At 62.5% G+C, this 21,567-nt stretch carries 19 protein-coding genes; 15 read left to right on the plus strand and 4 right to left on the minus strand.

All coding sequences use genetic code 11. The features are described from left to right. The 4 genes from NK8_RS25555 (at position 1) to rpoD (ending at position 6,125) form a co-directional block, all read left to right on the plus strand. Positions 1–1,179, plus strand: coding sequence for a ParA family protein (locus tag NK8_RS25555; RefSeq protein ID WP_213232468.1), 1,179 nt, complete (start codon positions 1–3; stop codon positions 1,177–1,179). 195 nt (positions 1,180–1,374) lie between these two features. Next, positions 1,375–2,148 (plus strand): ParB/RepB/Spo0J family partition protein, encoded by a 774-nt coding sequence (locus NK8_RS25560; RefSeq protein WP_301549899.1) that lies wholly within the window; start codon positions 1,375–1,377, stop codon positions 2,146–2,148. Positions 2,149–2,465: 317 nt separating this feature from the next. Beyond that, positions 2,466–3,863: a replication protein O gene (locus tag NK8_RS25565; protein WP_225936463.1), complete on the plus strand. Its 1,398-nt coding sequence runs from the start codon at positions 2,466–2,468 to the stop codon at positions 3,861–3,863. A gap of 255 nt (positions 3,864–4,118) precedes the next feature. Beyond that, positions 4,119–6,125, plus strand: coding sequence for an RNA polymerase sigma factor RpoD (gene rpoD, locus NK8_RS25570; RefSeq protein WP_213232470.1), 2,007 nt, complete (start codon positions 4,119–4,121; stop codon positions 6,123–6,125). 84 nt (positions 6,126–6,209) lie between these two features. Here rpoD and NK8_RS25575 read toward each other — a convergent pair whose 3' ends face one another. Continuing rightward, complete coding sequence (locus NK8_RS25575; protein WP_213232471.1) at positions 6,210–6,527, minus strand: hypothetical protein; 318 nt, start codon at positions 6,525–6,527, stop codon at positions 6,210–6,212. 432 nt (positions 6,528–6,959) lie between these two features. Here NK8_RS25575 and NK8_RS25580 point away from each other — a divergent pair, with 432 nt between their 5' ends. From NK8_RS25580 to NK8_RS25595, 4 genes are all read left to right on the plus strand, one after another. After that, positions 6,960–7,784 carry a GGDEF domain-containing protein gene (locus tag NK8_RS25580; protein ID WP_213232473.1) on the plus strand — a complete coding sequence of 275 codons (825 nt, stop codon included), beginning with the start codon at positions 6,960–6,962 and terminating at the stop codon, positions 7,782–7,784. Between the two features lie 110 nt (positions 7,785–7,894). Further along, the gene (locus NK8_RS25585; RefSeq protein WP_162070382.1) at positions 7,895–9,361 is read left to right on the plus strand and encodes a mechanosensitive ion channel family protein; all 1,467 of its coding nucleotides are present in this window, start codon (positions 7,895–7,897) and stop codon (positions 9,359–9,361) included. A 101-nt stretch (positions 9,362–9,462) separates the two neighbouring features. Continuing rightward, positions 9,463–10,074 (plus strand): hypothetical protein, encoded by a 612-nt coding sequence (locus NK8_RS25590; RefSeq protein WP_213232475.1) that lies wholly within the window; start codon positions 9,463–9,465, stop codon positions 10,072–10,074. 27 nt (positions 10,075–10,101) lie between these two features. Next, positions 10,102–10,497, plus strand: a complete 396-nt coding sequence (locus NK8_RS25595; protein ID WP_213232477.1) for a hypothetical protein — start codon at positions 10,102–10,104, stop codon at positions 10,495–10,497. On the opposite strand, the gene NK8_RS25600 is transcribed toward NK8_RS25595, so the two are convergent. Both NK8_RS25600 and NK8_RS25605 read right to left on the minus strand, forming a co-directional pair. Then, on the minus strand, positions 10,488–12,035 hold the full coding sequence (locus NK8_RS25600; RefSeq protein ID WP_213232479.1) for a methyl-accepting chemotaxis protein: 1,548 nt from the start codon (positions 12,033–12,035) through the stop codon (positions 10,488–10,490). The genes NK8_RS25595 and NK8_RS25600 overlap by 10 nt on opposite strands. Before the next feature lie 193 nt (positions 12,036–12,228). Next, positions 12,229–12,933 carry a glutathione S-transferase N-terminal domain-containing protein gene (locus NK8_RS25605; RefSeq protein ID WP_162070378.1) on the minus strand — a complete coding sequence of 235 codons (705 nt, stop codon included), beginning with the start codon at positions 12,931–12,933 and terminating at the stop codon, positions 12,229–12,231. A 385-nt stretch (positions 12,934–13,318) separates the two neighbouring features. On the opposite strand from NK8_RS25605, the gene NK8_RS25610 reads away from it, so the two are divergent. Beyond that, positions 13,319–13,816, plus strand: a complete 498-nt coding sequence (locus NK8_RS25610) for a hypothetical protein (RefSeq protein WP_213232480.1) — start codon at positions 13,319–13,321, stop codon at positions 13,814–13,816. Positions 13,817–13,931: 115 nt separating this feature from the next. Continuing rightward, positions 13,932–14,699 carry an SDR family oxidoreductase gene (locus NK8_RS25615; protein ID WP_213232481.1) on the plus strand — a complete coding sequence of 256 codons (768 nt, stop codon included), beginning with the start codon at positions 13,932–13,934 and terminating at the stop codon, positions 14,697–14,699. A gap of 8 nt (positions 14,700–14,707) precedes the next feature. On the opposite strand, the gene NK8_RS25620 is transcribed toward NK8_RS25615, so the two are convergent. Beyond that, entirely contained in the window at positions 14,708–14,938 is a 231-nt protein-coding gene (locus NK8_RS25620) for a hypothetical protein (RefSeq protein WP_061177601.1), read from the minus strand. A gap of 169 nt (positions 14,939–15,107) precedes the next feature. Here NK8_RS25620 and NK8_RS25625 point away from each other — a divergent pair, with 169 nt between their 5' ends. From NK8_RS25625 to NK8_RS25645, 5 genes are all read left to right on the plus strand, one after another. Further along, entirely contained in the window at positions 15,108–17,114 is a 2,007-nt protein-coding gene (locus NK8_RS25625) for a sigma-54-dependent Fis family transcriptional regulator (protein ID WP_213232482.1), read from the plus strand. 200 nt (positions 17,115–17,314) lie between these two features. Next, positions 17,315–18,370, plus strand: coding sequence for an ATP-NAD kinase family protein (locus NK8_RS25630; protein ID WP_213232483.1), 1,056 nt, complete (start codon positions 17,315–17,317; stop codon positions 18,368–18,370). A gap of 24 nt (positions 18,371–18,394) precedes the next feature. Next, on the plus strand, positions 18,395–19,390 hold the full coding sequence (locus NK8_RS25635) for a thiamine pyrophosphate-dependent dehydrogenase E1 component subunit alpha (RefSeq protein WP_061177604.1): 996 nt from the start codon (positions 18,395–18,397) through the stop codon (positions 19,388–19,390). Between the two features lie 18 nt (positions 19,391–19,408). Then, positions 19,409–20,425: an alpha-ketoacid dehydrogenase subunit beta gene (locus tag NK8_RS25640; RefSeq protein WP_162070373.1), complete on the plus strand. Its 1,017-nt coding sequence runs from the start codon at positions 19,409–19,411 to the stop codon at positions 20,423–20,425. Continuing rightward, a complete protein-coding gene (locus NK8_RS25645) occupies positions 20,425–21,549 on the plus strand; it encodes an acetoin dehydrogenase dihydrolipoyllysine-residue acetyltransferase subunit (protein ID WP_213232484.1) in 1,125 nt (374 codons plus the stop codon). The genes NK8_RS25640 and NK8_RS25645 overlap by 1 nt, the downstream gene beginning before the upstream one ends. The last annotated feature ends 18 nt before the right edge of the window (positions 21,550–21,567 follow it).

The following is a 21,567-nucleotide window of genomic DNA, read 5'->3' on the forward strand; positions in this document are numbered from 1 at the left end:
ATGCTAAGCGCTCGGCTTCCCGAAGTCGATCAATCCGTTTCGATCGAAACGCTCTTGGGAGTGGCCGCCCAAGCCACTGACATTCTCAATCAGATCCGCGACGCGATGTTGGAGCCGTATCCGCGCAAAAGCGCGCCGACATTCACGAGCGCCCAGGTGGCGTCGCTCTGCGGAGTCGACAAGCAGCGGTTCCAGTACCTGACAACCAAGGGCGATCTGCCCGCAGGCACGTCAAAGGGAGCGGGCCGCAGCAAGGAGTTCAGCCTCGAAGAAGCACTGACCTGGATCAGGGCGACGAAGGAGCGAACACGTCGACCGGAAGGCAAGCGCGGGCGAATTGTGACCGTTGCGAACTTCAAGGGCGGCGTCGCCAAGACGACGACAGCTGTATCTGCCGCGCAGGCGTTGACCCTGCTCGGCCGTCGCGTGCTCGTTATCGACTGTGACCCGCAGGGCACCACCACCCAGCTTTGCGGATGGGCGCCGGACGCGGAAATCTCGGACGATCAGACCCTTCTTCCACTCATCTATGGTGATCGGGAGACGCTGCACTATGCGGTGCAGGAGACATATTGGCACAACCTGGATCTCATCCCGGCGTCGTCGTCGCTCTTCGATGCCGAATTCGAAATTCCGGCGAAGGTGCTCAACGATAGCACGTTCGAGTTCTGGGAAATTGTCCGGAAGGGCTTGATGCCGCTCGCGAACGAGTATGACGCCATCGTGATCGACACGCCTCCCGCACTCAGCTACCTGACTATCAACGCGCTGCTGGCGTCGGATGCAATTCTGCTGCCCTGCCCGCCCGAGGCGCTCGACTTCGCAAGTTCCACCCAGTTCTGGCACCTCTTCGCCGATATCGCGAAGAAGCTTCCGGGCGTGCTCGAGCAGAAGCGATTCGATTTCGTCAACGTGATCATGACCAAGGCGAAGTCCGACGACGTCTCTCGGGTCGTGCGCGGCTGGCTTCAGAAGGCGTACGGCGATCGCGTGCTGCCATTCGAGATTCCGGAGTCGACCGTACCGAAGGGTGCATCTGCGCAGCTGTCGACGGTCTATGACCTTTCGAAGCCCGACGGCAGCACTGCCGCATACAACCGATTCAAGGAGCCGCTTGACCGGCTCGCTGAACACCTCGACGCGCAATTTGTTCGCGCGTGGAATCAGACGGAGGCATAAATGGGCATCGGGGACAGACTCCTCGCCAAGACAGCGAACATCGGCAGCAAGCCGGCGGAGGCGCCGGCGCGGCCGGTGAGTACGGAGGCGCGCACGTCGCCGGGACGCTTGATGGACGCGCAGCATCGCATCAATACTGCGCAGGCACGGATCAAGGAACTCGAATCGCAACTGGAGGAACGAGCGGCGCTCGAAGTGCCTCTCGATGCGCTCGTCGAAGTACCCGGCCGACGCCGCAAGCTGACGGCGGAGCAATTTCAGGAACTCAAAAGCAATCTCGCGCAGCACGCACTCGCCACGCCAATTTTGGTGCGCGCGCTGCCGGATGATCGCTTTGAGATCGTGGCGGGGCACAACCGCGTCGCCGCCTATCGCGAACTTGCGCGCACGACCATTCGCGCGAACGTCGCGTCGATCGAAGAAGGTGAAATCGAATTTGCAGCGTTCTTCTCGAATCTGCTCTCGCCTTCGCTGACCGACTTCGAGAAGTATTGGAATTTCAAACGGCTTCAGGAATTGAGCGGCTTGTCACGCACTGAGATTTCCGAGAGCGCCGGACTCAGCAAAAGTCACGTCACGCGAATCTTTTCGTTCGACGCCTTGCCGGAAGCAGCCAAGATCGCGCTCGCGGAGAAGCCAGAACGGCTGGGGAGCAATGCCGCGCAAAAGCTCGCGGCGCTCACGGAGGCGGGCAAATCGGACAAGGTTGTGGAGGCGGTTCGTCGGCTGATCGAAGACGACAACTTCACACAAGACAGAGCGGTTGCTCTTGCGGCTGAGAAGCCGCGCACGGCAGCACCGAGCGCGACCGTGGTTCGCTCTGGTAGACGCAAGGTCTGCGAGATCTCCACGCGAAACGGCGTAGTCGGCGTCCGATTCTTTGAGAAGGATGCCAGCGACGCAGAGCATTGGGGCCAACGGATTGCCGAATTCATCAACAAAACGTTGAGCGAATCGGAGCAGGATTGAAGCTCTACTAGGTTTTCGTTTCAAATCAACAACTTAACGAACAAATGGAATCGATAGTTGTTGAACCTAGTAGAACTTCCTTGAAAATCAAAGACTTGTCGTCAGAGCACTAACGAGGCTTCTATGTAACGAACAAGCTGCAAAAAGACAAAAGCCTTCGGCGCCAACCGAAGGCTTTTGAATATCGGGCTTAACTGCTTATCGCCCGGTCCGCTTCCCGACGCCAATCGGGTCACGAGTCCACATCTCGAAGTTTAGCGGAACGCGATCGGCAGTCAAGCGTTTGTCTTCCATTTTTCGAAATGGACGTACTTGACATGCGTATCGCGCAACATTCCGTTGCTGGCGAGGTTGGTTTTCGCCTGCAAAAACCAACCTCGCCTTCCGGACTGGAAGATCAACAGGCGCTCGATGACTATGCCTGCGATCGATCGAACCTGCCTTGGGTGATCTTTCGAGCCGCACATCGCGCGACTCACACCGCCGCCCTGCCCGCGCGCGCACGTGCGCTGCTCGCGGCCTTGGCGCGTACCGTGGACGCTTCTCGTCCCTATGCGCCGATCTTCGCTCGTCGAGAATTGCTCACGGGGCGAGCGCAGCAGTCGATGCGTACGTTCTATCGCGGCCTCGACGATCTCGAGTTCGCTGGATTCATCACGCGCCCGCCCCAAACACGATACGGAGCGGCAGGCCTGTTCGGCCGCGCCTATCTTCATCTGACCGAGAAAGCGGCCTCTTTGCTGGGTCTAGTCGAGTCTGTTGCCGCCAACGAAGCGCCCTCCGCCAATCATCAGGACGACCCGATCCCGACCGCTCCCGTCTTTTCTTGCGTACCGCCGTCTGTCACGGTGGCAGACGGTGCTATATATAAGGATCTAATCCCTACTACTCAAAAGAGACAACCAGGACGGCTTCCCGCTGATCTTCAGCGCCTCGTCCCACTGGGATTTCGTGAATTTCTGATCTTCAAATTGATGCGCGAGGCGAAGGCCCACGGCAAACTCCTTTCCGATGTCGTCGAGGCCAGTTGGAAACATTTGAAGCGCGCCACACATCCGATCAGCTATGTCCGTACGCTTTTGCGTGCTCCGGTCGACTTCGCCTATCGCGCACGAAGCCAGCGTGACGTCCATGTCGCACAAGAACAGAAACTCGCCGAATCGCGGCGCACCGCTGACGTAGCCACGAATTTCGCGGGCCAGTCCTTCGTCAGCCGCGATGGTGTTCGTAACTACCGCATCTCCGAGGACGCGCGCTCCATCGTGATCCACAATCGCGACGAGCCACAACCGCGCGTGCATGCTGGCGCATGGGCGCAGGATTTCGTCGCAGCGCTCGATGCAGGACACATCGTCCCAGTCGACCCGACAGTCGACCGCGTCGATGGTCAGCCCTCCACATCGCACTTTCGCTCGCGCGTCCCGCCGGTGCCGGCCCAGATGAATTCGCGCTTCACCGAATCCAGCCCCAATTTCGAGACGCACCTGAGCGATATCAAAGCGTTTCTTCGCTTGAAGCGGGCAGGATGTGCCCCAACTAACCCTTCGAGGGACGCCATGCGACCAGCCTCTCAAGACCGGTCAAGCCCCTCACGTTTGAGTTCGCTCTTACAAGCGGTGGCGCGTGCCGCCTCGAAGGCAAGCCTCTTTGATTCATCTGAACAGACTGGCGATGACGACGGCTCAATGAGACAGCCACGCGCGCAACTCGAATGAAAGGGTCCGCCGAAGACCGCAACCCAAAAAGTATTGAAAAACCTGCTGCGTCGCAGCAAATGCTGATATACTCTAAGGTTGCGCCTTAATGGGCGATTGGAAAACGCAAAACCGCGTACGGATGCGGTCTGCGTGCTTTGCTCGATGCGATTTTCAGCAGCCGTCCGTGGTCGAAGCTGTCATCGATATCATTGCGGGCCGTTACGCTCGCTCCGGGGATCTGTCGTCGCCGAGCAAACCTGTCGAGGAGAAAGTATGGCAAGTTTTGATCGGGAAGATTCGGAGCTGGATATCGTCGCACCGGCGCGCAAGGCACCAGGCCGGCGGGCGAACAAAGGGAAGGGCCAGACCGGCACGATGCAGCCCGATGTCGCGATGACCGCAGAGCAGAACGAAGAGCGTCAGCGCCAGATGCGCGCGCTCATTCAGTTGGGCAAGGAGCGTGGCTACCTCACGCATGCCGAGATCAACGACCATCTGCCGGATAACTTCGCTGAAACCGCGGCGATGGAAACCATCGTCAGCACGTTCAACGATATGGGCGTGGCGGTCTACGAGCAGGCGCCGGATGCCGAAACGCTCCTGCTGAGCGATAGCGCCCCGAGCGTGGTCACCGACGAGCAATCGGACGAAGAAGCGGAAAACGCGCTGTCGACGGTCGATTCGGAATTCGGTCGCACGACCGACCCGGTCCGCATGTATATGCGCGAAATGGGCGCGACCGAGCTGCTCACGCGTGCCGGTGAAATCGCCATTGCGAAGCGCATCGAAGACGGTCTGCACGAGATGATTCAGGCGATCGCGGCGTGCCCGTCGACCGTCGCGACCATTCTCGCCGATGCGGCGCAAGTCGAGTCCGGTGAATTGAAGATCGATGAACTGGTCGATGGCCTGAAGGAAGAAGATTCGGTAGACGAAGATATTTCGCCTTCCGAAACAAGCGAATCAGCCGACATCGATACGGACACCGACGAATCCGACAGCGACGAAGATAGCGACGATGACGACGTGGACGGCGCTGATGCCGGCGCGTCGAACGAAGCGCGTCTGAAGCAGTTGAAGGCGGACTGCCTCGAGATTTTCGCACGGGTGAGCGAGCTGGCGGAACAGGCAAGCAATCCTAAGGGTTCGGGCGCGGTCGCGATCAAGGCCGTCGAAAAGGCGCGCGCTGAAATTCAGCGCGAGCTCGGCTCGATCCGCTTCACGGCGAAGACCATCGACCGCCTGTGCGCGGACGTGCAGCAGCGCGTCGCGCAGGTGCGCGATATCGAACGTCGCGTGCTGCAGATCGCGGTGGATCGTTGCGGCATGCCGCGCGACAAGTTCGTCGAATCGTTCGTCGGTCACGAGACCGATCTCGAATGGACCTCGCGCGCGGCGGCGGGCTCGAAGCAGTACGGCGCCTCGCTCGAGCGCAGTTTGCCTGCCATTCAGGCCGAGCAACAGAAGCTCATCGATGTCGAAAGCGTGGTCGAGATGCCGCTTCAGCAACTCAAGCAGATCAACCGTCGCATGACGGCTGCCGAGTTGAAGATGCGTCAGGCCAAGCGCGAGATGATCGAAGCGAACCTGCGTCTCGTCATTTCGATTGCGAAGAAGTACGTCAATCGCGGCATGCAGTTCCTGGATCTGATTCAGGAAGGCAACATCGGTCTGATGAAGGCGGTGGACAAGTTCGAATATCGCCGCGGCTGGAAATTTTCGACGTACGCAACGTGGTGGGTGCGTCAGGCCGTGACGCGTTCGCTCGCCGATCAGGCGCGCACGATTCGCGTGCCGGTTCACATGATCGAAACGATCAACAAGCTGAACCGCATTTCGCGCGAGATCCTGCAGCAGACCGGTCAGGAAGCGCATCCGTCGGTGCTCGCCGAGCGCATGGAAATGCCGGAGGAGAAGATCCGCGGCATTCTCAAGATCGCGAAGCAGCCGGTGTCGCTGGAAACGCCGGTCGGTGAAGATGCCGATGCGACGCTTGGCGACATGATCGAAGACCAGGGCGCCGCATCCCCGGCGGACGCCGCGGTGCACGCGAACATGCGCGCGGCGATCGACGATGCGCTCAACGCGTTGTCGCCGCGCGAGGCGAAGGTGCTGCGCATGCGCTTCGGTATCGACACGGCTTCGGACTACACGCTCGAAGAACTGGGCAAGCAGTTCGATGTCACGCGCGAGCGTATTCGTCAGATCGAAAGCAAGGCGATGCGCAAGCTCATGCACCCGAGCCGCGCCGACAAGCTGCGTCCGTTCCTGGATCGCTGATCCTTCGAGCCGCCCGAACCTACGTTTGGGCGCACTCAAAAGCGCGTGCCGCCGAATCAGGCGGCACGCGCTTTTTTTATTTCACTACCCGTGCGAGGTGCTTTTCGGCGTGCGCGACGACGCGCACGCCTGCAGCGCGGCGATGGCCTTGTTCGCGAGCGTAAGCGTCTCTTCGCATGCGAGGCGGTCGCGGAAGATCGCGCATCCACCGCCCGCATCGACGCGCGCTACCGCGTTACGCACCTTGTCGAGCGCGGATTGCGGCGAACCGGTATCCCTGATGATCGAAGCAATGTCGAACGCGCTGCCGGCATCTGTTTCGACATAGCCGGGACACTGCGTCTGCGCGTGGGCCGCGACGCACATCAGCCCGATCGCCGCAATGGCGGGAAATCGTCGCATGCGGATGGAGCGAAGGGGAAATTCGCGAGAGGAAAAAGAGCAGGGAAGGGCATCCATGGCGTCACCACCGTCTGACATCGCATCGAAGAACGTAGCTTGTCCACAGTTTCCGTGCACAAGCATGTGGATATCCTGAGCATCGCCGGGCCAACGGGTTGATGCGTAACGCATTTCCCGCGGCGTGCGAAATTCGCGCGCTGCTTCGTCGTCCATTCTGAACCGGTTGCGAAATTCGTGTCGTCGCGCCAAAAATCGATGTAGCTCTCGAATAACGTCCGCAATATGCACTCACGCGGCGACTTGTCGCGGGTGCGTTTCAATTTGCGATTTATCATATTGCTTGATCAGTCAATCATTGCTCAGGCCAAAAACCATGAAGCAGTAAGGCGGTCCCGGCACCCATCAGGGCCCGGCATTCGGTGAGATCCGGTCATGGCAACCTTTGAGCCCCGTAGTTCGCCCAGCAGCAGTCAAGCGGGCGCCAGCATGCATTTCGTCTTACGCCGAACGGCGCAGATTCTCGGCGTGCATCCAATGATTATCGGGGTCCTCGGCACAGGCCTCGTCCTTGGTCTCGTGAGCTTGTTGCTCGATGCGGTACAAATGACTCTCGGCGATGCAACGGTACTCGTGCTCGCCGCGGCGCTCGCGGCCGTGGCAGTTTCCACCTCCTGGCTCTTCGCATTTGTGCTTCGAGAGCAGGTCAGCAAAGAGACCAGGCTCAGGCGGTTATCGACGACCGACCCGCTTACCGGGCTTGCGAATCGCCGCAGCCTTGAGTCGCATCTTGCTCAGGAATGGGACAGGGCGCGGCAACGTGGCTCGCGTCTCTCAGTCCTTTTCATCGACATCGACCACTTCAAGCGATTCAACGACACCCTCGGACATGCCGCCGGCGACGAAGTACTCGTCGCTGTCGCGCACTGTGTTCGACGGGTGGCTCGTCGCTCCGTCGACTTCGTCAGCCGTTATGGCGGTGAAGAATTCGTGGTGGTCTTGCCCAAGATGACGACCGAAGCAGCAACCGTGATGGCCGATGCAATCAGGACGGAGGTGCAAGGCCTGCAGCTTCAGCACATCACAGACGAACATCGATGCATCACAGTTTCGATTGGTGTGGCGACATGCAACCCGGGCGAAGACATCGCGCCAGCTCACCTGGTAGAAGCGGCCGACGCGCAGATGTACGCTGCCAAAACGGCTGGCCGTAATTGCGTACATGCTGTCGCACTGACCAAAGCCGCTATTACGACTTGAGTCTACAGGCTCCGATTACGTGCCCCTCGCGCTGGCGCGCAAGCCGTCACTAGCGCGCAGATAGCACCAACTGTGTATTCTCTCGAAGTCGTTCCTCGAGAGGAGCCGCCGTGAAGAACCCCCTGATTCTGGGTCTCGCCATTGTCGCTGTGGACGTGGTCGTGTGGCGCGCGAAGCTGCCCGCGAACGACCTGGCACGACTCTTCATTCGGCTCGCGCTTTTTTTCGGGCTCAGCTGGATACTTTTTTCGTCTGGTCTTAGTCCTTTTACGCAGGCTCCTTACATCGATGTGGTCGAGCTGCACTGGTTGGGGCAGGTCCTCGAAATCATCTGGTGGTTGATGGGCGCGCGTCTGCTCACGCTTTCGCTCGACACCCTGCTGCTGCCGCGCGCCTGGAGAAAGCAGCGTCTTTTCTCGGATGTGTTCGGCGCCGTAGTCTTTCTTGCTGCGGCAGTAGCCGCCCTGGGCTTCGTGCTCGAATTGCCCGTACGCGGACTGGTCGCGACATCGGGCGCACTCGCCATCGTGCTGGGCCTTGCCATTCAGAGCACGCTCAGCGATGTCTTCGCGGGCATCGTCATCAACACGACGGAGCCGTATGCAATAGGCGACTGGGTGACGATTGACGACGTTGAAGGCAAGGTCGTCGAGATGAACTGGCGCGCGACGCACTTACTGACGGGTCAGGGAAACACGCTCATCGTGCCGAACGCTGTCGCGGCAAAGGCGAAGATCACCAACAACAGCAGGCCGGGGGACGTCCACGGGCTGTCGCTCATTCTCGAAATCGAACCCGAGGCGCGACCGAAAACTGTGCTGGACGCCTTGGGGCGCGCGCTCACGGGCTGCAATGTCATCCTCGCAACGCCGGCTCCGTACGCCCGGATGAAGCGCACCACCGCAAACTCGGTGCAGTACGAAGTCGTAGCCTTCGTGGCCGACATGAACCAGAAGCTCGCTGTATCAAGCGAACTCTTCGACCTCTGCTACCGCCATCTCGCGTCGGCTGACGTAGCGTTACGGGCGCTTGGCGTGCCGGCGCCGGCGCTCACGTCGCGTGACGAGAAGGAGGCGCTCCTGAAGCGAGTAAGCCTGTTCGACAGCCTGTCGGGCGAGGAGGTGACAAGGTTGGCGAAATGCCTCTCCCGACACGAGTATCAGGAGAAACACGAGATTCTGGCGCCGGACACCGTGCCGGACAGTCTCTCGATCGTGCATTCCGGCGTGCTGTCGGTTTCCCTCGTCGAGTCGGCAGGTAGCCGCGAAATCGCTCGGATTGGGCCGGGTGAAGCGTTCGGCGAAGCGGGGCTGCTCGCGGGGCTCTCGATGCACGTGTCCATCGCAACGCTCACGCCGTCGGTCTTGTTCCAGCTCGGCAAGGACGACATGACTTCGTTTCTCAAGGATCATCCCGAGGTTGCGAAGCAGATGTGTCAGCTACTTGCATATCGGCAGGACAAGCTTGGTAAGCTCGTCGCTCCGATGCCTGATGAGCAGAAAAAGGGCCACACGCTGTTCCAGTGGCTGCTCGCAACAGTCTGGAACCGGCATTCGTTGAACGATGAGTCCGACTAGCGGGCGAGCTAAAATTCGACCAACGCGCACGATAATGCCGTAAGGCCTGTCTGCACGGCAGGACAGTTGATTTTCAGATTTCCGCAGAGGGTGACATAGGCATGGCTAATGAGGTAAGCGCACGCTACTTGATTTCGTCCGACGCTGCACAGGAAAAGGCAGAGCTTCTGCAGGAGCTGGCTGGTGGCAAGAACGCGCTGCGCCTGAATCAGGCGCTCGAAGCCGTGGCGTCGGGTTGCGGGTTCGAGCGATGGCGTGAGTTGGTGGCTACCAACGCGAGGTTGGCCGCGGGCGAGGCAAACTCCCTCGGCATTTCCGCGCTCATGCTGGCCGATGACCACCACGTCGACGCAGAGACGCTTGCGGCTCGGCGCGCGCTGCAGGTGGAAACCGTTCGCGGTGTCATCACATGTTCCTATGCCCGAGCGCAAGAGCTCGTGGTGCAGTGGGCTCTGTCCGGCTCGCCGCACGGTCTTCAGACAAGCGCCGCGGGGCCTGCCCAAGCAGACTCTCAGGAGGGCGACGACGAAACGCGTAGTTCAGTCGTCGGTGAGGAATCGCAGCAGGCCCTTGAGGAAACGCTCAACGATGCGTTGTTTGCGGCCACGCAGGAGTTCGGACCCGACGAGTCTCCCTATGCGCCGCCTTCCACGCCTTCGGCGCCAGTCGCGGTGAGTTACAAGAAACGTCGCTCTCGGGCCGACGACAGGTAGAACGCCGAACGCTGAGTTGAATATTCGATGTCATCCAAGGTCAGAAACTCATTGCTCTGGATTCTCGAGCCTCTCGAAGGCGACGAGACGTATTTCCGAAAGCGAATGTTCGGCAGCGACGCGGCATACGTCGATGGGCTGCTGTGCCTGGTTGTGGCCGACCGCGACGAGCCGTGGAATGGTTTGCTGGTATGCACGTCGCAGGAACGACACGCTGCACTTATCAAGGACATGCCCGCCTTGCACCCGCATCAGGTTCTCGGGAAATGGCTTTGCGTAAAGCAAAGCGACCCTGCGTTCGAGGATGTCGTCCGTCGTGTTACCTCGCTTGTCCTGTCACGTGATCCGCGCATCGGCGTCGCGCCGAAACCACGGCGACCGGCGACCAAGCGCCGAGCCGAATCGAAAGAACGTCAAACCTGAAACGCCTGCACCGTCTGCCTGAGTTCGCGCGCTTGCGCATCGAGCGAGAGCGCCGCCGCTGCCGCCTCGTTGACGAGCGCCGCGTTACCCTGCATCAGCCGATCCATCTGCGAGACAGCGTCGTTCACTTCATCGATGCCACCGCTTTGCTCGCTCGACGCCGTCGCGATGGCTTCGACGAGTGCGGACACGCCATCGACGGAAGCGAGCAGATCGGTGAGCGTCGAACCCGCGTGCTTCACCGTCGATCCGCTCGACTCGACATGCGCGTTGACTTCGCGCGTCAATTGCGCGATTTCCTTCGCCGCTCCCGACGAACGACGCGCGAGCGCGCGAACTTCCTCCGCGACGACGGCGAAGCCGCGCCCGAGCGATCCCGCTCGCGCTGCTTCGACGGCGGCATTCAGCGCGAGAAGATTGGTCTGGAATGCAATCGATTCGATGACGCCCGTGATCTGCCCGATCTGCGCCGAACGCGCCGACAAATCGGTCATGCGCGCGATCGCGTCGGCGACGGCGCGTTCGCCGTCTTTCGCACGCACCGACGCTTCCTTTGCGAGCTCGCGCGCGCGGTTCGCGTGATCGGCGTTCGTGCGCACCGTCGACGCGATCTGTTCCATGCTCGCCGACGTCTGCTGCAAACTCGCCGCGTGCTCCTCGGTGCGCGCGGACAGCGCGTGATTGCCCTCGGTGATATCCGCCGCCGCGATGCCGATGGTGTCGGTCGAGCGCTTGATGTCGCCGACCATCGATGCGAGCTGGCTGCGCATCAGGCTCATCGCGTGCATCACGCTTTGCGTGTCGCCGGGCGCGACGGGTACATCCGTCAGCAGGTCGCCCTGCGACACGCGCCGCGCGACGTTCGCCGCGAGCGCCGGCTCGCCGCCCAGTTGCCGGATCAGCGCGCGCGCCATCGAAAGGCACAGCCATCCGACGAGCGCCACGCCCGCGGCGATGCACGCGCCGACAGTCCACTGCACGACACGGCTCACGCGTTGCGCGTGGTCGTACTCCTGCTGCGCGGCGCTTAGCTGGAATGCGCGCAATTCGGTGGTTTCCTTCTTGACGCGCGCGGCGGTCGGCTCGATTTGCTGCGTCACGATCCACTGCGCTTCCGAAAGATTGTTCGCGGCAAGCAGGCTGGCCGTCGGGCGAAAGCCCTTGTCGCGCAGGGTCGCCCAATCGCTGGCGAGGCGTTTGGCGAGCGGCGCTTCGGTGGCATCGAGCGGATAGCGCAGATAGCGGCCGAGCAGGGCATCGATATTCGCGATGCGCTGCTGCGTCGACGTCACCACGGTCTGCGTCTTTTGCGCCGATGGATCGAGCACCGCGTCGCTGATCGCGAACTGGCTCTGCGTGATGAGTTCGTCGATGGTCGAAATGGTTTGCAGCGCCTGCGCGCGGCCTTCGAAGACGTGACGCAGCGCGGCATTGCCTTGCTGGACGCCGAATAATCCGACGCTGCCGACCGCGACGAGCACGGCGGCGACCGCGCCCGTGACGATCGCGAGGCGCGCCCTGACAGTGAGCTTCGACATATGCGGTAGAGGAGAAAAAGTGCGCGTGGAAAGTCTGATTCGGCGCGAGCGGCCAATCCTCAGACTTTTTCGAGAAGCGCAATCTACCGGCGGTTCAAGACGGTTGTGTGACAACCGCATCCCTCATGTGCCGAATACGTTTGCGTCCGATGCCCGCGCGCTTTTCCAACGGGCACGAAGCGCGAGCACCGACTCAGTTGCGCTTCGGAATCTCGAGTCCGCGCTGCACGGCGGGGCGGTCCAGAAAGGCCTTGAGCGTGCGCTCCACGTTCCCGAACTCATGAAAGTCCACGAGTTCGCGCGCCTCATAGAAGCCGATCAGATTGCGCACCCACGGAAACACCGAAATATCCGCGATGCTGTACTCGTCGCCCATGATCCAGTCGCGCCCGTCGAGGCGCTTTTCGAGCACCGCAAGCAGTCGCTTCGATTCCGCGACGTAACGCGCGCGTGGCCGCTTGTCCTCGTAATCCTTGCCGGCGAATTTGTGGAAGAAGCCGACTTGCCCGAACATCGGGCCGATGCCGCCCATCTGGAACATCAGCCATTGCAGCGCTTCGTAGCGCTTCGCGACGTCGTCGGGCATGAACTTGCCGCTCTTCGCCGCCAGATAGACGAGAATCGCGCCCGATTCGAACAGCGGCAACGGCTCGCCATTGGGCCCGTCCGGATCGATGATCGCGGGAATCTTGTTGTTCGGATTCAGCGATAGAAACTCGTCCGAAAGCTGGTCGTTGGTATCGAAACGCACCAGATGCGGCTCGTAGGGCAGGCCGGTTTCCTCGAGCATGATCGAGACTTTCACGCCGTTGGGCGTCGGCAGCGAGTACAACTGGATGCGCTCGGGATGCTGAGCAGGCCATTTGCGGGTGATCGGAAAATCGGCAAGCGCGGTCATTTAGGGTCCTCGAAGGTCGGAACCGCGAATATAACCATTTCGACGTTTTCCTGTTGCTTACGGCTTGCGCGCGCAGTCATCGGATCGCCGCATCGAAAAGTGAAGATTGAGGGATCTCGTACAGACGCCGCCTGTCGAAGCGCAGAACCTGTCTTTAACTTCACTACAAAAGCGATTGTAGGAATCGCTGTACGAGAACGAGGATTGCGCGTAACGCCAAAGGTCAAGAAGTCAACCAACACTAGAAACCAAGCCCCTGCGGGAATAATGCAGCGCGTGCGCGAGGTGCGGGCCGATTCGCCAGATTCGCTGGCTCGCTTATTGCATCGACTCGGATGCCTGAGCATTCCTGTCGGCCCTTACGAACCGTTGGTTTTGACTCGCCATGAAAACCGCTCCTCTCGCAACGCTTACCGCATTCGCTGCCGTGGTCGGGGGACTGCTGCCCAGCCTGTGCGGCGCAACCCCTCTGGAAAGCCAGCTCGATTGCAAGTCCAGCGCGCACAGGTTCATTGCGCCGCTCGTCGCCGACAAGTCCATCGACGCGCGACCGATGCGCGTCGAGGCGAATTCCGTGAACGCCTTCAAGCCGACGCAGGGCAGCGAACTCACGGCATACGGTTTTCGCGTCTATGCCGTGCTGGGTTACGAGCACGGCGACGACATGTTCAAGCGAGGCAGCGGCCAGCCGATCAACGACTCCGCGTACGGCGTCGTGGTGCTCGCCGCGTCGGAGACGGTGGAGGAGAAAGTGCGTGAAGCGGGCAGCACGGCCGTGGTTAAGCAGATCGTGCCGATGCTGATGACCGCCGTCTTCTGCGACGGCAGCGCGTTGCGCAACACGGCGGGGCCGGTCACGACGGAAGCGTCCCGTAATCGGTGAAACGCGCGTTGAAGCGCGCGTCGAATCAGCGCCGAAATGCGCTGAGTCGTCGATAATGTTCTCCCGAATTCAGCGCGCGCAAGTGTCGCGCGCATAACGACAGGAGAACGCCGATATGTCCGATGCAGCCAACCAGTCTCAACGAATCGCAATCGTCACCGGAGCGGGCAGCGGCATCGGCCGCGCGGCGGCGCTGGCCCTGCTCGGCGACGGCTGGTCGGTCGTGCTGGCGGGCAGGCGTCCCGCGCCGCTCGAAGCAGTGATCGGCGAATCGAACGCTGGGGCGCGCGCGCTCGCCGTGCCGACCGACGTCGCCGATCCGAAATCGGTCGAAAACCTCTTCAAGGCGGCGGTCGAACGCTTCGGCCGCGTCGATCTGCTGTTCAACAATGCCGGCGTGTCGAATCCGCCCGGACCGTTCGAGGACTGGACGCCCGAGCAATGGCGCAACGTCGTGGACATCAATCTGAACGGCATGTTCTTTTGCCTGCAACAGGCATTCCGCACGATGAAGGCGCAAACGCCGATGGGCGGGCGCATCATCAATAACGGCTCGATTTCCGCGAGCGCGCCGCGCCCGAACTCGGCGGCCTACACGGCGACGAAGCACGCGGTCCAGGGCCTCACCAAGACAGCATCGCTCGACGGCCGCAAGTACGACATCGCGGTCGGTCAGATCGATATCGGCAACGCGTTCACCGAGCTGTCCGAGCGCATGTCGCGCGGCGTGCCGCAGGCGAACGGCGAAATCGCCGTCGAACCGATGATGGACGTGAAGTTCGTCGGACAGTCGGTGCTGTACATGGCCAATCTGCCGCTCGAGGCGAACGTGCTGTTCCACACCGTGATGGCCACCAAGATGCCGTTCGTCGGGCGCGGCTGACCCTTCTTCTACGCCGTCCGATACCAGACGCGAATGCCCGAGTACCAGTGGCTCACGCTGGTATCGTCGCCGGCGCCGAACGTCGAGAGGCTCTCGACGTTCAGCACGTCGACTCCGTTCTCCTCGATCCACCTGTTCGCGCGCTCGACGAGCGCCGCGCCGTTCTCGTACACGTTGCCCTTGATGATGTGATGCTGCACGATCTGTCGCTCGAAATCTTCGTAAGCGATCTTCGCCATCCGTCGTCTCCTGTGTTTTCGTTCTGATGCGCCGAGGTTTCCACACGCGCTTTTGCTGCGGCGCAGCGCTATCGCCGCATGACGCGTTGTGCCGATTCGAGCATCATATGGCCTGAGACACGCTCGTGCGAATCGGTTTATCCCGCGTTCGCGCGCAAAGGAGAGCACGATGGACATGCGGCAACGCGAGCACATCGAGGCAGTCGTCGCGGCGACCACGCGGGCGGAACCGGCCATGTCCGCGCCCGCGCCGCTGCGCACGCACGAGAGCATCATCGAGTCTTCGTGGCGGCGTTGCGTGCATCAGTACGGACTCGATCCGTCGCGCATGCAGGAAGCGCGCATCCTGACGCAGACGCGCCTGCGCGAGCATCAGCAGCGCATCGACGATTTCGCGCGGATCGCGCGTCACGGTCTCGAAACCTTGTACGAGCATGTCGCGGGCATGGGCTATGTCGTGCTGCTCACCGATGCGTCCGGCGTGACGGTCGACTATCTCGGCGACGCGAACACGGATTCCGCGCTGCGCCGCGCGGGGCTGTATCTCGGCGCGGAGTGGAGCGAAGCCGGCGCGGGCACCTGCGCGGTCGGCACCGCGCTCACGACGGGCCAGGCGCTCACGGTGCATCAGATCGATCACTTCGACGCGACGCATATCCCGCTCACCTGCACCGCCGCGCCGCTCTTCGATTCGCGCGGCGCGCTCGCCGCGATCCTCGATATCTCCGCGCTCACCTCGCCGCAGGCGCGCGACAGCCAGAATCTGGCGCTGCAGCTCGTGCGTATCTACGCGGGACATATCGAGAACGCGAACTTCCTGCGCACGCATCGGCAGGACTGGATTCTGAAGCTGAACACATCGCCGGAATTCGTCGATGTCGATCCCGAATACCTGATCGCGCTCGATGCGAGCGGACGCATCGTCGGACACAATCGGCGCGCGCACGCGATGCTCGCAGCGGAGATCGGCCGGCCGATCGCGCCGGGCGCATTCGCAAGCGAGCCGGTGGCGTCGCTGATCGGCGTGCCGTTCGATACGCTCTTCGATGCGCGCATCGAGGAACTGGGCCGCTTCGTCTATTCGCGGCCGAGCGAGTTGCGCGCGGTGCCGCTCGCGAAATCGGGCGCGCTGCTGTATCTGAGCGTGATGCCGCCCGCGCCATGCGTCACGCCCGCGACGAACGCGGTGTCACAACGCAATGTCGAAGTGCCCGCGGCGCTGGCCGCGCTGAGCGGCGGCGATGCGACGCTCAAGCGCCAACTGGAACGCGCGGCGAAGCTCGTCGATTCACCGATCAACCTGCTCGTCAACGGCGAAACCGGCAGCGGCAAGGAGTTCTTTGCGAAGGCGTTGCACCGCGCGAGCGCGCGGCGCGCGGGGCCGTTCGTCGCGGTGAACTGCGCGGCGATTCCGGAGACGCTCATCGAAAGCGAACTGTTCGGGCATCTGCCGAACAGCTTTTCGGGCGCGGGCGCGAAGGGCAAGCGCGGGCTGATTCAGGAAGCCGACGGCGGCACGCTTTTCCTCGATGAAATCGGCGACATGCCGCGCGAACTCCAATCGCGTCTGCTGCGCGTGCTGGCCGAAGGCGAAGTGCTCGCGATCGGCGCGTCGCGGCCCGTATCGGTCGATGTGCGCGTGATTTCCGCAACCCATCATTCGCTCGATGCGCTCATGCAGGACGGACGTTTCCGCGAGGACCTCTACTACCGCCTGAACGGCGCGCGCTTCACGCTGCCGCCGCTGCGGGAACGCACCGATCTCGACTGGCTCGTCGACAAATTCGTCGAAGGCGCGGTCACGCTATCACCCGCTGCGCGCGAGCGCTTGCATCGGCATGAGTGGCCGGGCAATCTGCGCGAGCTGTGCAACGTGCTGCGTTATGCGCGCGCGGTGTGCTCGAACGGCCTGATCGACGTCGATGACCTGCCGGAAGGCTTCGGCAGCGCCGCCACTGCCGCAGCGCCGGTCGAACCGCCGCCGCGCGTCATCGAGGATTTCGATCCGCATCGCCTGCCGCCGGAAGGCATGTTGCTGATGCAGTATCTGCGCGCGGCGAGCTGGAACCTGAGCGCGGTCGCGCGGCAGATCGGCGTGAGCCGCATGACGCTGTACCGACGCATGGCGCGCTACGGCATCCGCTCGCCGAATCAACGCGACGCGAACGGCCGCTGAGCACGCCGATACGCCTGTACACCCCGCGATACACCTGCCGCTGTGACACCTGTCACGGCGGCAGCCCGTGCACCCTCTGAAGCGCCCGTTTTCCGCGGGTAATCCCTCGTTTTTACGCGTCTGAAAACGCCGTGCCGATTGGCATGGCGCTTGCCTTTATCCGCCGCACAAAACATACGACACACAACGGAGACACAGGCATGCGAGAAAGCGCGACGCCGCTCGTCGGCATCATCGCCAATCCTGTTTCGGCGCGCGATATTCGCCGCGTCATCGCGAACGCGAACAGCCTGCAGCTCGCGGATCGCGTGAACATCGTGTTGCGGCTGCTTTCGTCGCTGGCGTCGTGCGGCGTCGGGCGCGTGCTGATGATGCCGGACCGCGAAGGCCTGAAGGTCATGCTGCAACGCCATCTCGCGCGCAGGCAAGGTCCGGATGCCGGGCTCGCGAAAGTCGAGTTCCTCGATATGCCCGTGACTGCGCGCGTCGACGACACCTTTCGCGCCGCGCGGATGATGCGCGAAGCCGGCGTCGATGCGCTGATCGTGCTCGGTGGCGACGGCACGCATCGCGCGGTCGTGCGCGAATGCGGACAGGTGCCGATCGCCGGTCTCTCGACGGGCACCAACAACGCGTATCCGGAAATGCGCGAGCCCACCATCTCGGGGCTCGCCGCCGGTCTCTACGCGACGGGCCGCGTGCCGCCGGGCGAAGCGCTCGCGTCGAACAAGCGGCTCGACATCGAGATACGCGCGTCGAACGGCGACGTGCGCCGCGACATCGCGCTCGTCGATGCCGTGATCTCGCATGAGCATTTCATCGGCGCGCGGGCGCTGTGGAAGATCGACACGCTCGCCGCCGTCTACGTCGCGTACGCCGATCCGCAGGCGATCGGCATGTCGGCCATCGCGGGTCTGCTCGAACCGCTCGGGCGTCACGATCCGGGCGGCGTCGCGATCGAACTGGCCGCGCGCGGCCTCGGCGAATTCGATCTGCACGCGCCGATCGCGCCGGGTCTCATCGAAGCCGTGCCGATCGCGAACTGGACGCGCCTCACCGACGGCGTGCCGCATCGCGTGAAGCAGCGCACCGGCATCGTCGCGCTCGACGGCGAACGCGAGCTCGCGTTCGGCCCCGGTGACGAAGTGACCGTCACGCTCAAAGAAAACGCCTTTCGCAGCATCGATGTCGCCGCGTGCATGCGCTACGCGGCGGCGTCCGGGCTGATGCGCCGGCCCACGAGCAATACCCGTTAGACCCATCCACCGAAGGAGACAGAGATGACAGCTACGCAAAATGCGGGCGGCTTGCCGCTCTCTAAGGACGAACTGCTGACCGTGTATCGCAAGATGCGCACGATCCGCGATTTCGAAGAGCGCCTGCACGTCGATTTCGGACGCGGCGACATTCCCGGCTTCGTGCACCTGTACGCGGGCGAGGAAGCGGCGGGCGTCGGCATCATGAGCCATCTGAGCGACGGCGATCGTATCGCGAGCACGCACCGTGGACACGGGCACTGCATCGCGAAAGGCGTCGATCCGGTCGAAATGATGAAGGAGATCTACGGCAAGAAAGGCGGCTCGTGCAACGGCAAGGGCGGCTCGATGCATATCGCCGACCTGTCCAAAGGGATGATGGGCGCGAACGGCATTCTCGGCGCGGGCGCGCCGCTGATCTGCGGCGCGGCGCTGGCGGCGAAGTTTCGCGGCAAGGGCGAAGTGGGCATCACCTTCGCGGGCGATGGCGCGTCCAATCAGGGCACCTTTCTCGAAAGCCTGAATCTCGCGGCCGTGTGGAATCTGCCGGTGATCTTCGTGATCGAGAACAACGGCTATGCGGAATCGACGGCGCGCGATTACGGCACGGCGGTGGATAGCTATGTCGATCGTGCGGCGGGCTTCGGCATTCCGGGCGTGACGGTCGACGGCACCGATTTCTTCGCCGTGTACGAAGCGGCGGGCGAAGTGATCCGGCGCGCGCGCGAAGGCGGCGGCCCGGCGTTGCTCGAATGCAAGATGATCCGCTTCTACGGCCACTTCGAAGGCGATGCGCAGACGTATCGCGCGCCGGGCGAACTCGACGATATCCGCTCGAACAAGGACTGCCTGAAGAAATTCGCGGCCGCCGTGACGCAAGCCGACGTGATCGCGCCGGGAGAACTCGATGCGATCGACAAGGAAGTCGCCGCGCTGATCGATCGCGCGGTGCAGGAAGCGAAGGACGCGCCGTTGCCGAGCGCCGCCGATCTGCTCACCGATGTCTACGTCAAATACTAAATCCTGGAGACGACAATCATGGCCCGCAAACTGAGCATGAAGATGGCGATCAACGAAGCCATCGATCAGGAAATGACCCGCGATCCGAGCGTGATCGTGCTGGGTGAGGATATCGTCGGCGGCGCAGGCGCGGACGGCGAAAAGGACGCGTGGGGCGGCGTGCTCGGCGTGACCAAGGGACTCTACGCGAAGCACGGCGACCGGCTGCTCGACACGCCGCTGTCGGAGTCGGCGTATATCGGCGCGGCGATCGGCGCTGCGGCGTGCGGCATGCGTCCGATCGCGGAGCTGATGTTCATCGACTTCATGGGCGTGTGCTTCGACCAGATCTTCAATCAGGCGGCCAAGTTCCGCTACATGTTCGGCGGCAAGGCGGAGACGCCCGTCGTGATTCGCGCGATGGTCGGCGCGGGTTTCCGCGCGGCGGCTCAGCACAGCCAGATGCTCACGCCGCTCTTCACGCACATTCCCGGTCTGAAGGTCGTGTGTCCGTCGACGCCGTACGACACCAAAGGTCTGCTGATCCAGGCGATCCGCGACAACGATCCGGTCATCTTCTGCGAGCACAAGAACCTCTACGGCTTCGAAGGCGAAGTGCCCGAGAACTCGTACGCGATTCCGTTCGGCGAGGCGAACATCGTGCGCGACGGCAAGGATGTGTCGATCGTCACGTACGGACTGATGGTGCATCGCGCGCTCGAAGCGGCATCGACGCTCGCGAAGGAGGGCATCGAAGCGGAAGTCGTCGATCTGCGCACGCTGTCGCCGCTCGATATCGACACCGTGATCGAAACGGTCGAGAAGACGGGGCGGCTCGTGGTCGTCGATGAAGCGCATCCGCGCTGCAACATCGCCACCGATATTTCCGCGCAGGTCGCGCAGCAGGCGTTCGGCGCGCTGAAGGCCGGCATCGAGATGGTGACCGCGCCGCATACGCCGGTGCCGTTCTCGCCGACGCTCGAAGATCTTTACATTCCGAGCGCCGCGCAGATTGCCGACGCCGCACGAAAAACCATGAAGGGAGGAAAGCACTGATGTCCGCAATCACACCGATCGTGATGCCCAAATGGGGCTTGTCGATGAAGGAAGGCACGGTCAACGAATGGCTCGTGGAGGAGGGCACGGAGATTACCGTCGGCATGCCGATTCTCGACGTCGAAACCGACAAGATCGCCAATGCAGTCGAAGCGCCCGATGCCGGTTTGCTACGCCGCAAGGTGGCGGAGGCGGGCGATACGCTACCGGTGAAGGCGCTGCTCGGCGTGCTCGCGCCGTCTGACGTCAGCGACGCCGATATCGATGCGTATGTGTCGTCGTACGTGACGCCCGCCGGGGACGAGGAAGAAGGTGAGGAGGCCGCGGCGTATCACTTCGTCGATATCGACGGCATCCGCGTGCGCTACGCCTTGCGCGGCGGCGATGACGCGAACCGTCCGGCCGTGCTGTTCATCCACGGCTTCGGCGGCGATCTCGACAACTGGCTTTTCAATCTCGATGCGCTCGCGGAGAAGAATCGCGTGTTCGCGCTGGATTTGCCGGGCCACGGGCAATCGACGCCGAAAGTGCCGGGCACGACGCTGGCGGATCTCGCGGGCTTCGTCGGCAAGTTCATGGACGCGCTGGAGCTGAAGAAGGCGCATCTCGTCGGGCATTCGATGGGCGGCGGCATCGCCGCGCAGATGGCCGTCGATCAGCCGGAGCGCGTGGCGTCGGTGTCGCTGATTTCGCCCGCCGGTTTCGGCGATGAGGTGAACAACGCGTACACCGAAGGCTTCGTGACGGCGGAGTCGCGCCGCGAGCTGAAGCCGGTCGTGGAACTGCTGTTCGCCAATCCGGAACTCGTGAGCCGCCAGATGCTCGACGATCTGCTGAAATACAAGCGGCTCGATGGCGTAAGCGCCGCGCTCAGCGCGCTCAATGGCGGATTGTTCGCGGGCGGCAAGCAGAGCGCGCAGCCGGGCGGCAAGCTGGCCGCGACGGGCAAGCCGGTGCTCGTGATCTGGGGTGAAAAGGACCAGATCATTCCCGCCGCGCACGCGAAGCATGCGCCGGAAGGCGCGACCGTGCGCGTGTTCGACGACGCCGGCCACATGAGCCAGATGGAGAAGGCGAACGAAGTGAATGCGTTGCTGAAGGAGCACGTGCAAAAGGGCGGCTGAGCGCGTCCAGCCCCGAGC

The sequence above is a fragment of the Caballeronia sp. NK8 genome, from assembly GCF_018408855.1.
Taxonomy (GTDB): domain Bacteria; phylum Pseudomonadota; class Gammaproteobacteria; order Burkholderiales; family Burkholderiaceae; genus Caballeronia.

Excerpts from the sequence above, each read along its gene's own strand:
- NK8_RS25555 (WP_213232468.1), top strand. The coding sequence starts at position 1 with ATGCTAAGCGCTCGGCTTCCCGAAGTCGATCAATCCGTTTCGATCGAA.
- NK8_RS25565 (WP_225936463.1), top strand. The coding sequence starts at position 2,466 with ATGCGTATCGCGCAACATTCCGTTGCTGGCGAGGTTGGTTTTCGCCTG.
- rpoD (WP_213232470.1), top strand. The coding sequence starts at position 4,119 with ATGGCAAGTTTTGATCGGGAAGATTCGGAGCTGGATATCGTCGCACCG.
- NK8_RS25575 (WP_213232471.1), bottom strand. The coding sequence starts at position 6,527 with ATGCGACGATTTCCCGCCATTGCGGCGATCGGGCTGATGTGCGTCGCG.
- NK8_RS25580 (WP_213232473.1), top strand. The coding sequence starts at position 6,960 with ATGGCAACCTTTGAGCCCCGTAGTTCGCCCAGCAGCAGTCAAGCGGGC.
- NK8_RS25590 (WP_213232475.1), top strand. The coding sequence starts at position 9,463 with ATGGCTAATGAGGTAAGCGCACGCTACTTGATTTCGTCCGACGCTGCA.
- NK8_RS25595 (WP_213232477.1), top strand. The coding sequence starts at position 10,102 with ATGTCATCCAAGGTCAGAAACTCATTGCTCTGGATTCTCGAGCCTCTC.
- NK8_RS25600 (WP_213232479.1), bottom strand. The coding sequence starts at position 12,035 with ATGTCGAAGCTCACTGTCAGGGCGCGCCTCGCGATCGTCACGGGCGCG.
- NK8_RS25605 (WP_162070378.1), bottom strand. The coding sequence starts at position 12,933 with ATGACCGCGCTTGCCGATTTTCCGATCACCCGCAAATGGCCTGCTCAG.
- NK8_RS25610 (WP_213232480.1), top strand. The coding sequence starts at position 13,319 with ATGAAAACCGCTCCTCTCGCAACGCTTACCGCATTCGCTGCCGTGGTC.
- NK8_RS25615 (WP_213232481.1), top strand. The coding sequence starts at position 13,932 with ATGTCCGATGCAGCCAACCAGTCTCAACGAATCGCAATCGTCACCGGA.
- NK8_RS25620 (WP_061177601.1), bottom strand. The coding sequence starts at position 14,938 with ATGGCGAAGATCGCTTACGAAGATTTCGAGCGACAGATCGTGCAGCAT.
- NK8_RS25625 (WP_213232482.1), top strand. The coding sequence starts at position 15,108 with ATGGACATGCGGCAACGCGAGCACATCGAGGCAGTCGTCGCGGCGACC.
- NK8_RS25630 (WP_213232483.1), top strand. The coding sequence starts at position 17,315 with ATGCGAGAAAGCGCGACGCCGCTCGTCGGCATCATCGCCAATCCTGTT.
- NK8_RS25635 (WP_061177604.1), top strand. The coding sequence starts at position 18,395 with ATGACAGCTACGCAAAATGCGGGCGGCTTGCCGCTCTCTAAGGACGAA.
- NK8_RS25640 (WP_162070373.1), top strand. The coding sequence starts at position 19,409 with ATGGCCCGCAAACTGAGCATGAAGATGGCGATCAACGAAGCCATCGAT.
- NK8_RS25645 (WP_213232484.1), top strand. The coding sequence starts at position 20,425 with ATGTCCGCAATCACACCGATCGTGATGCCCAAATGGGGCTTGTCGATG.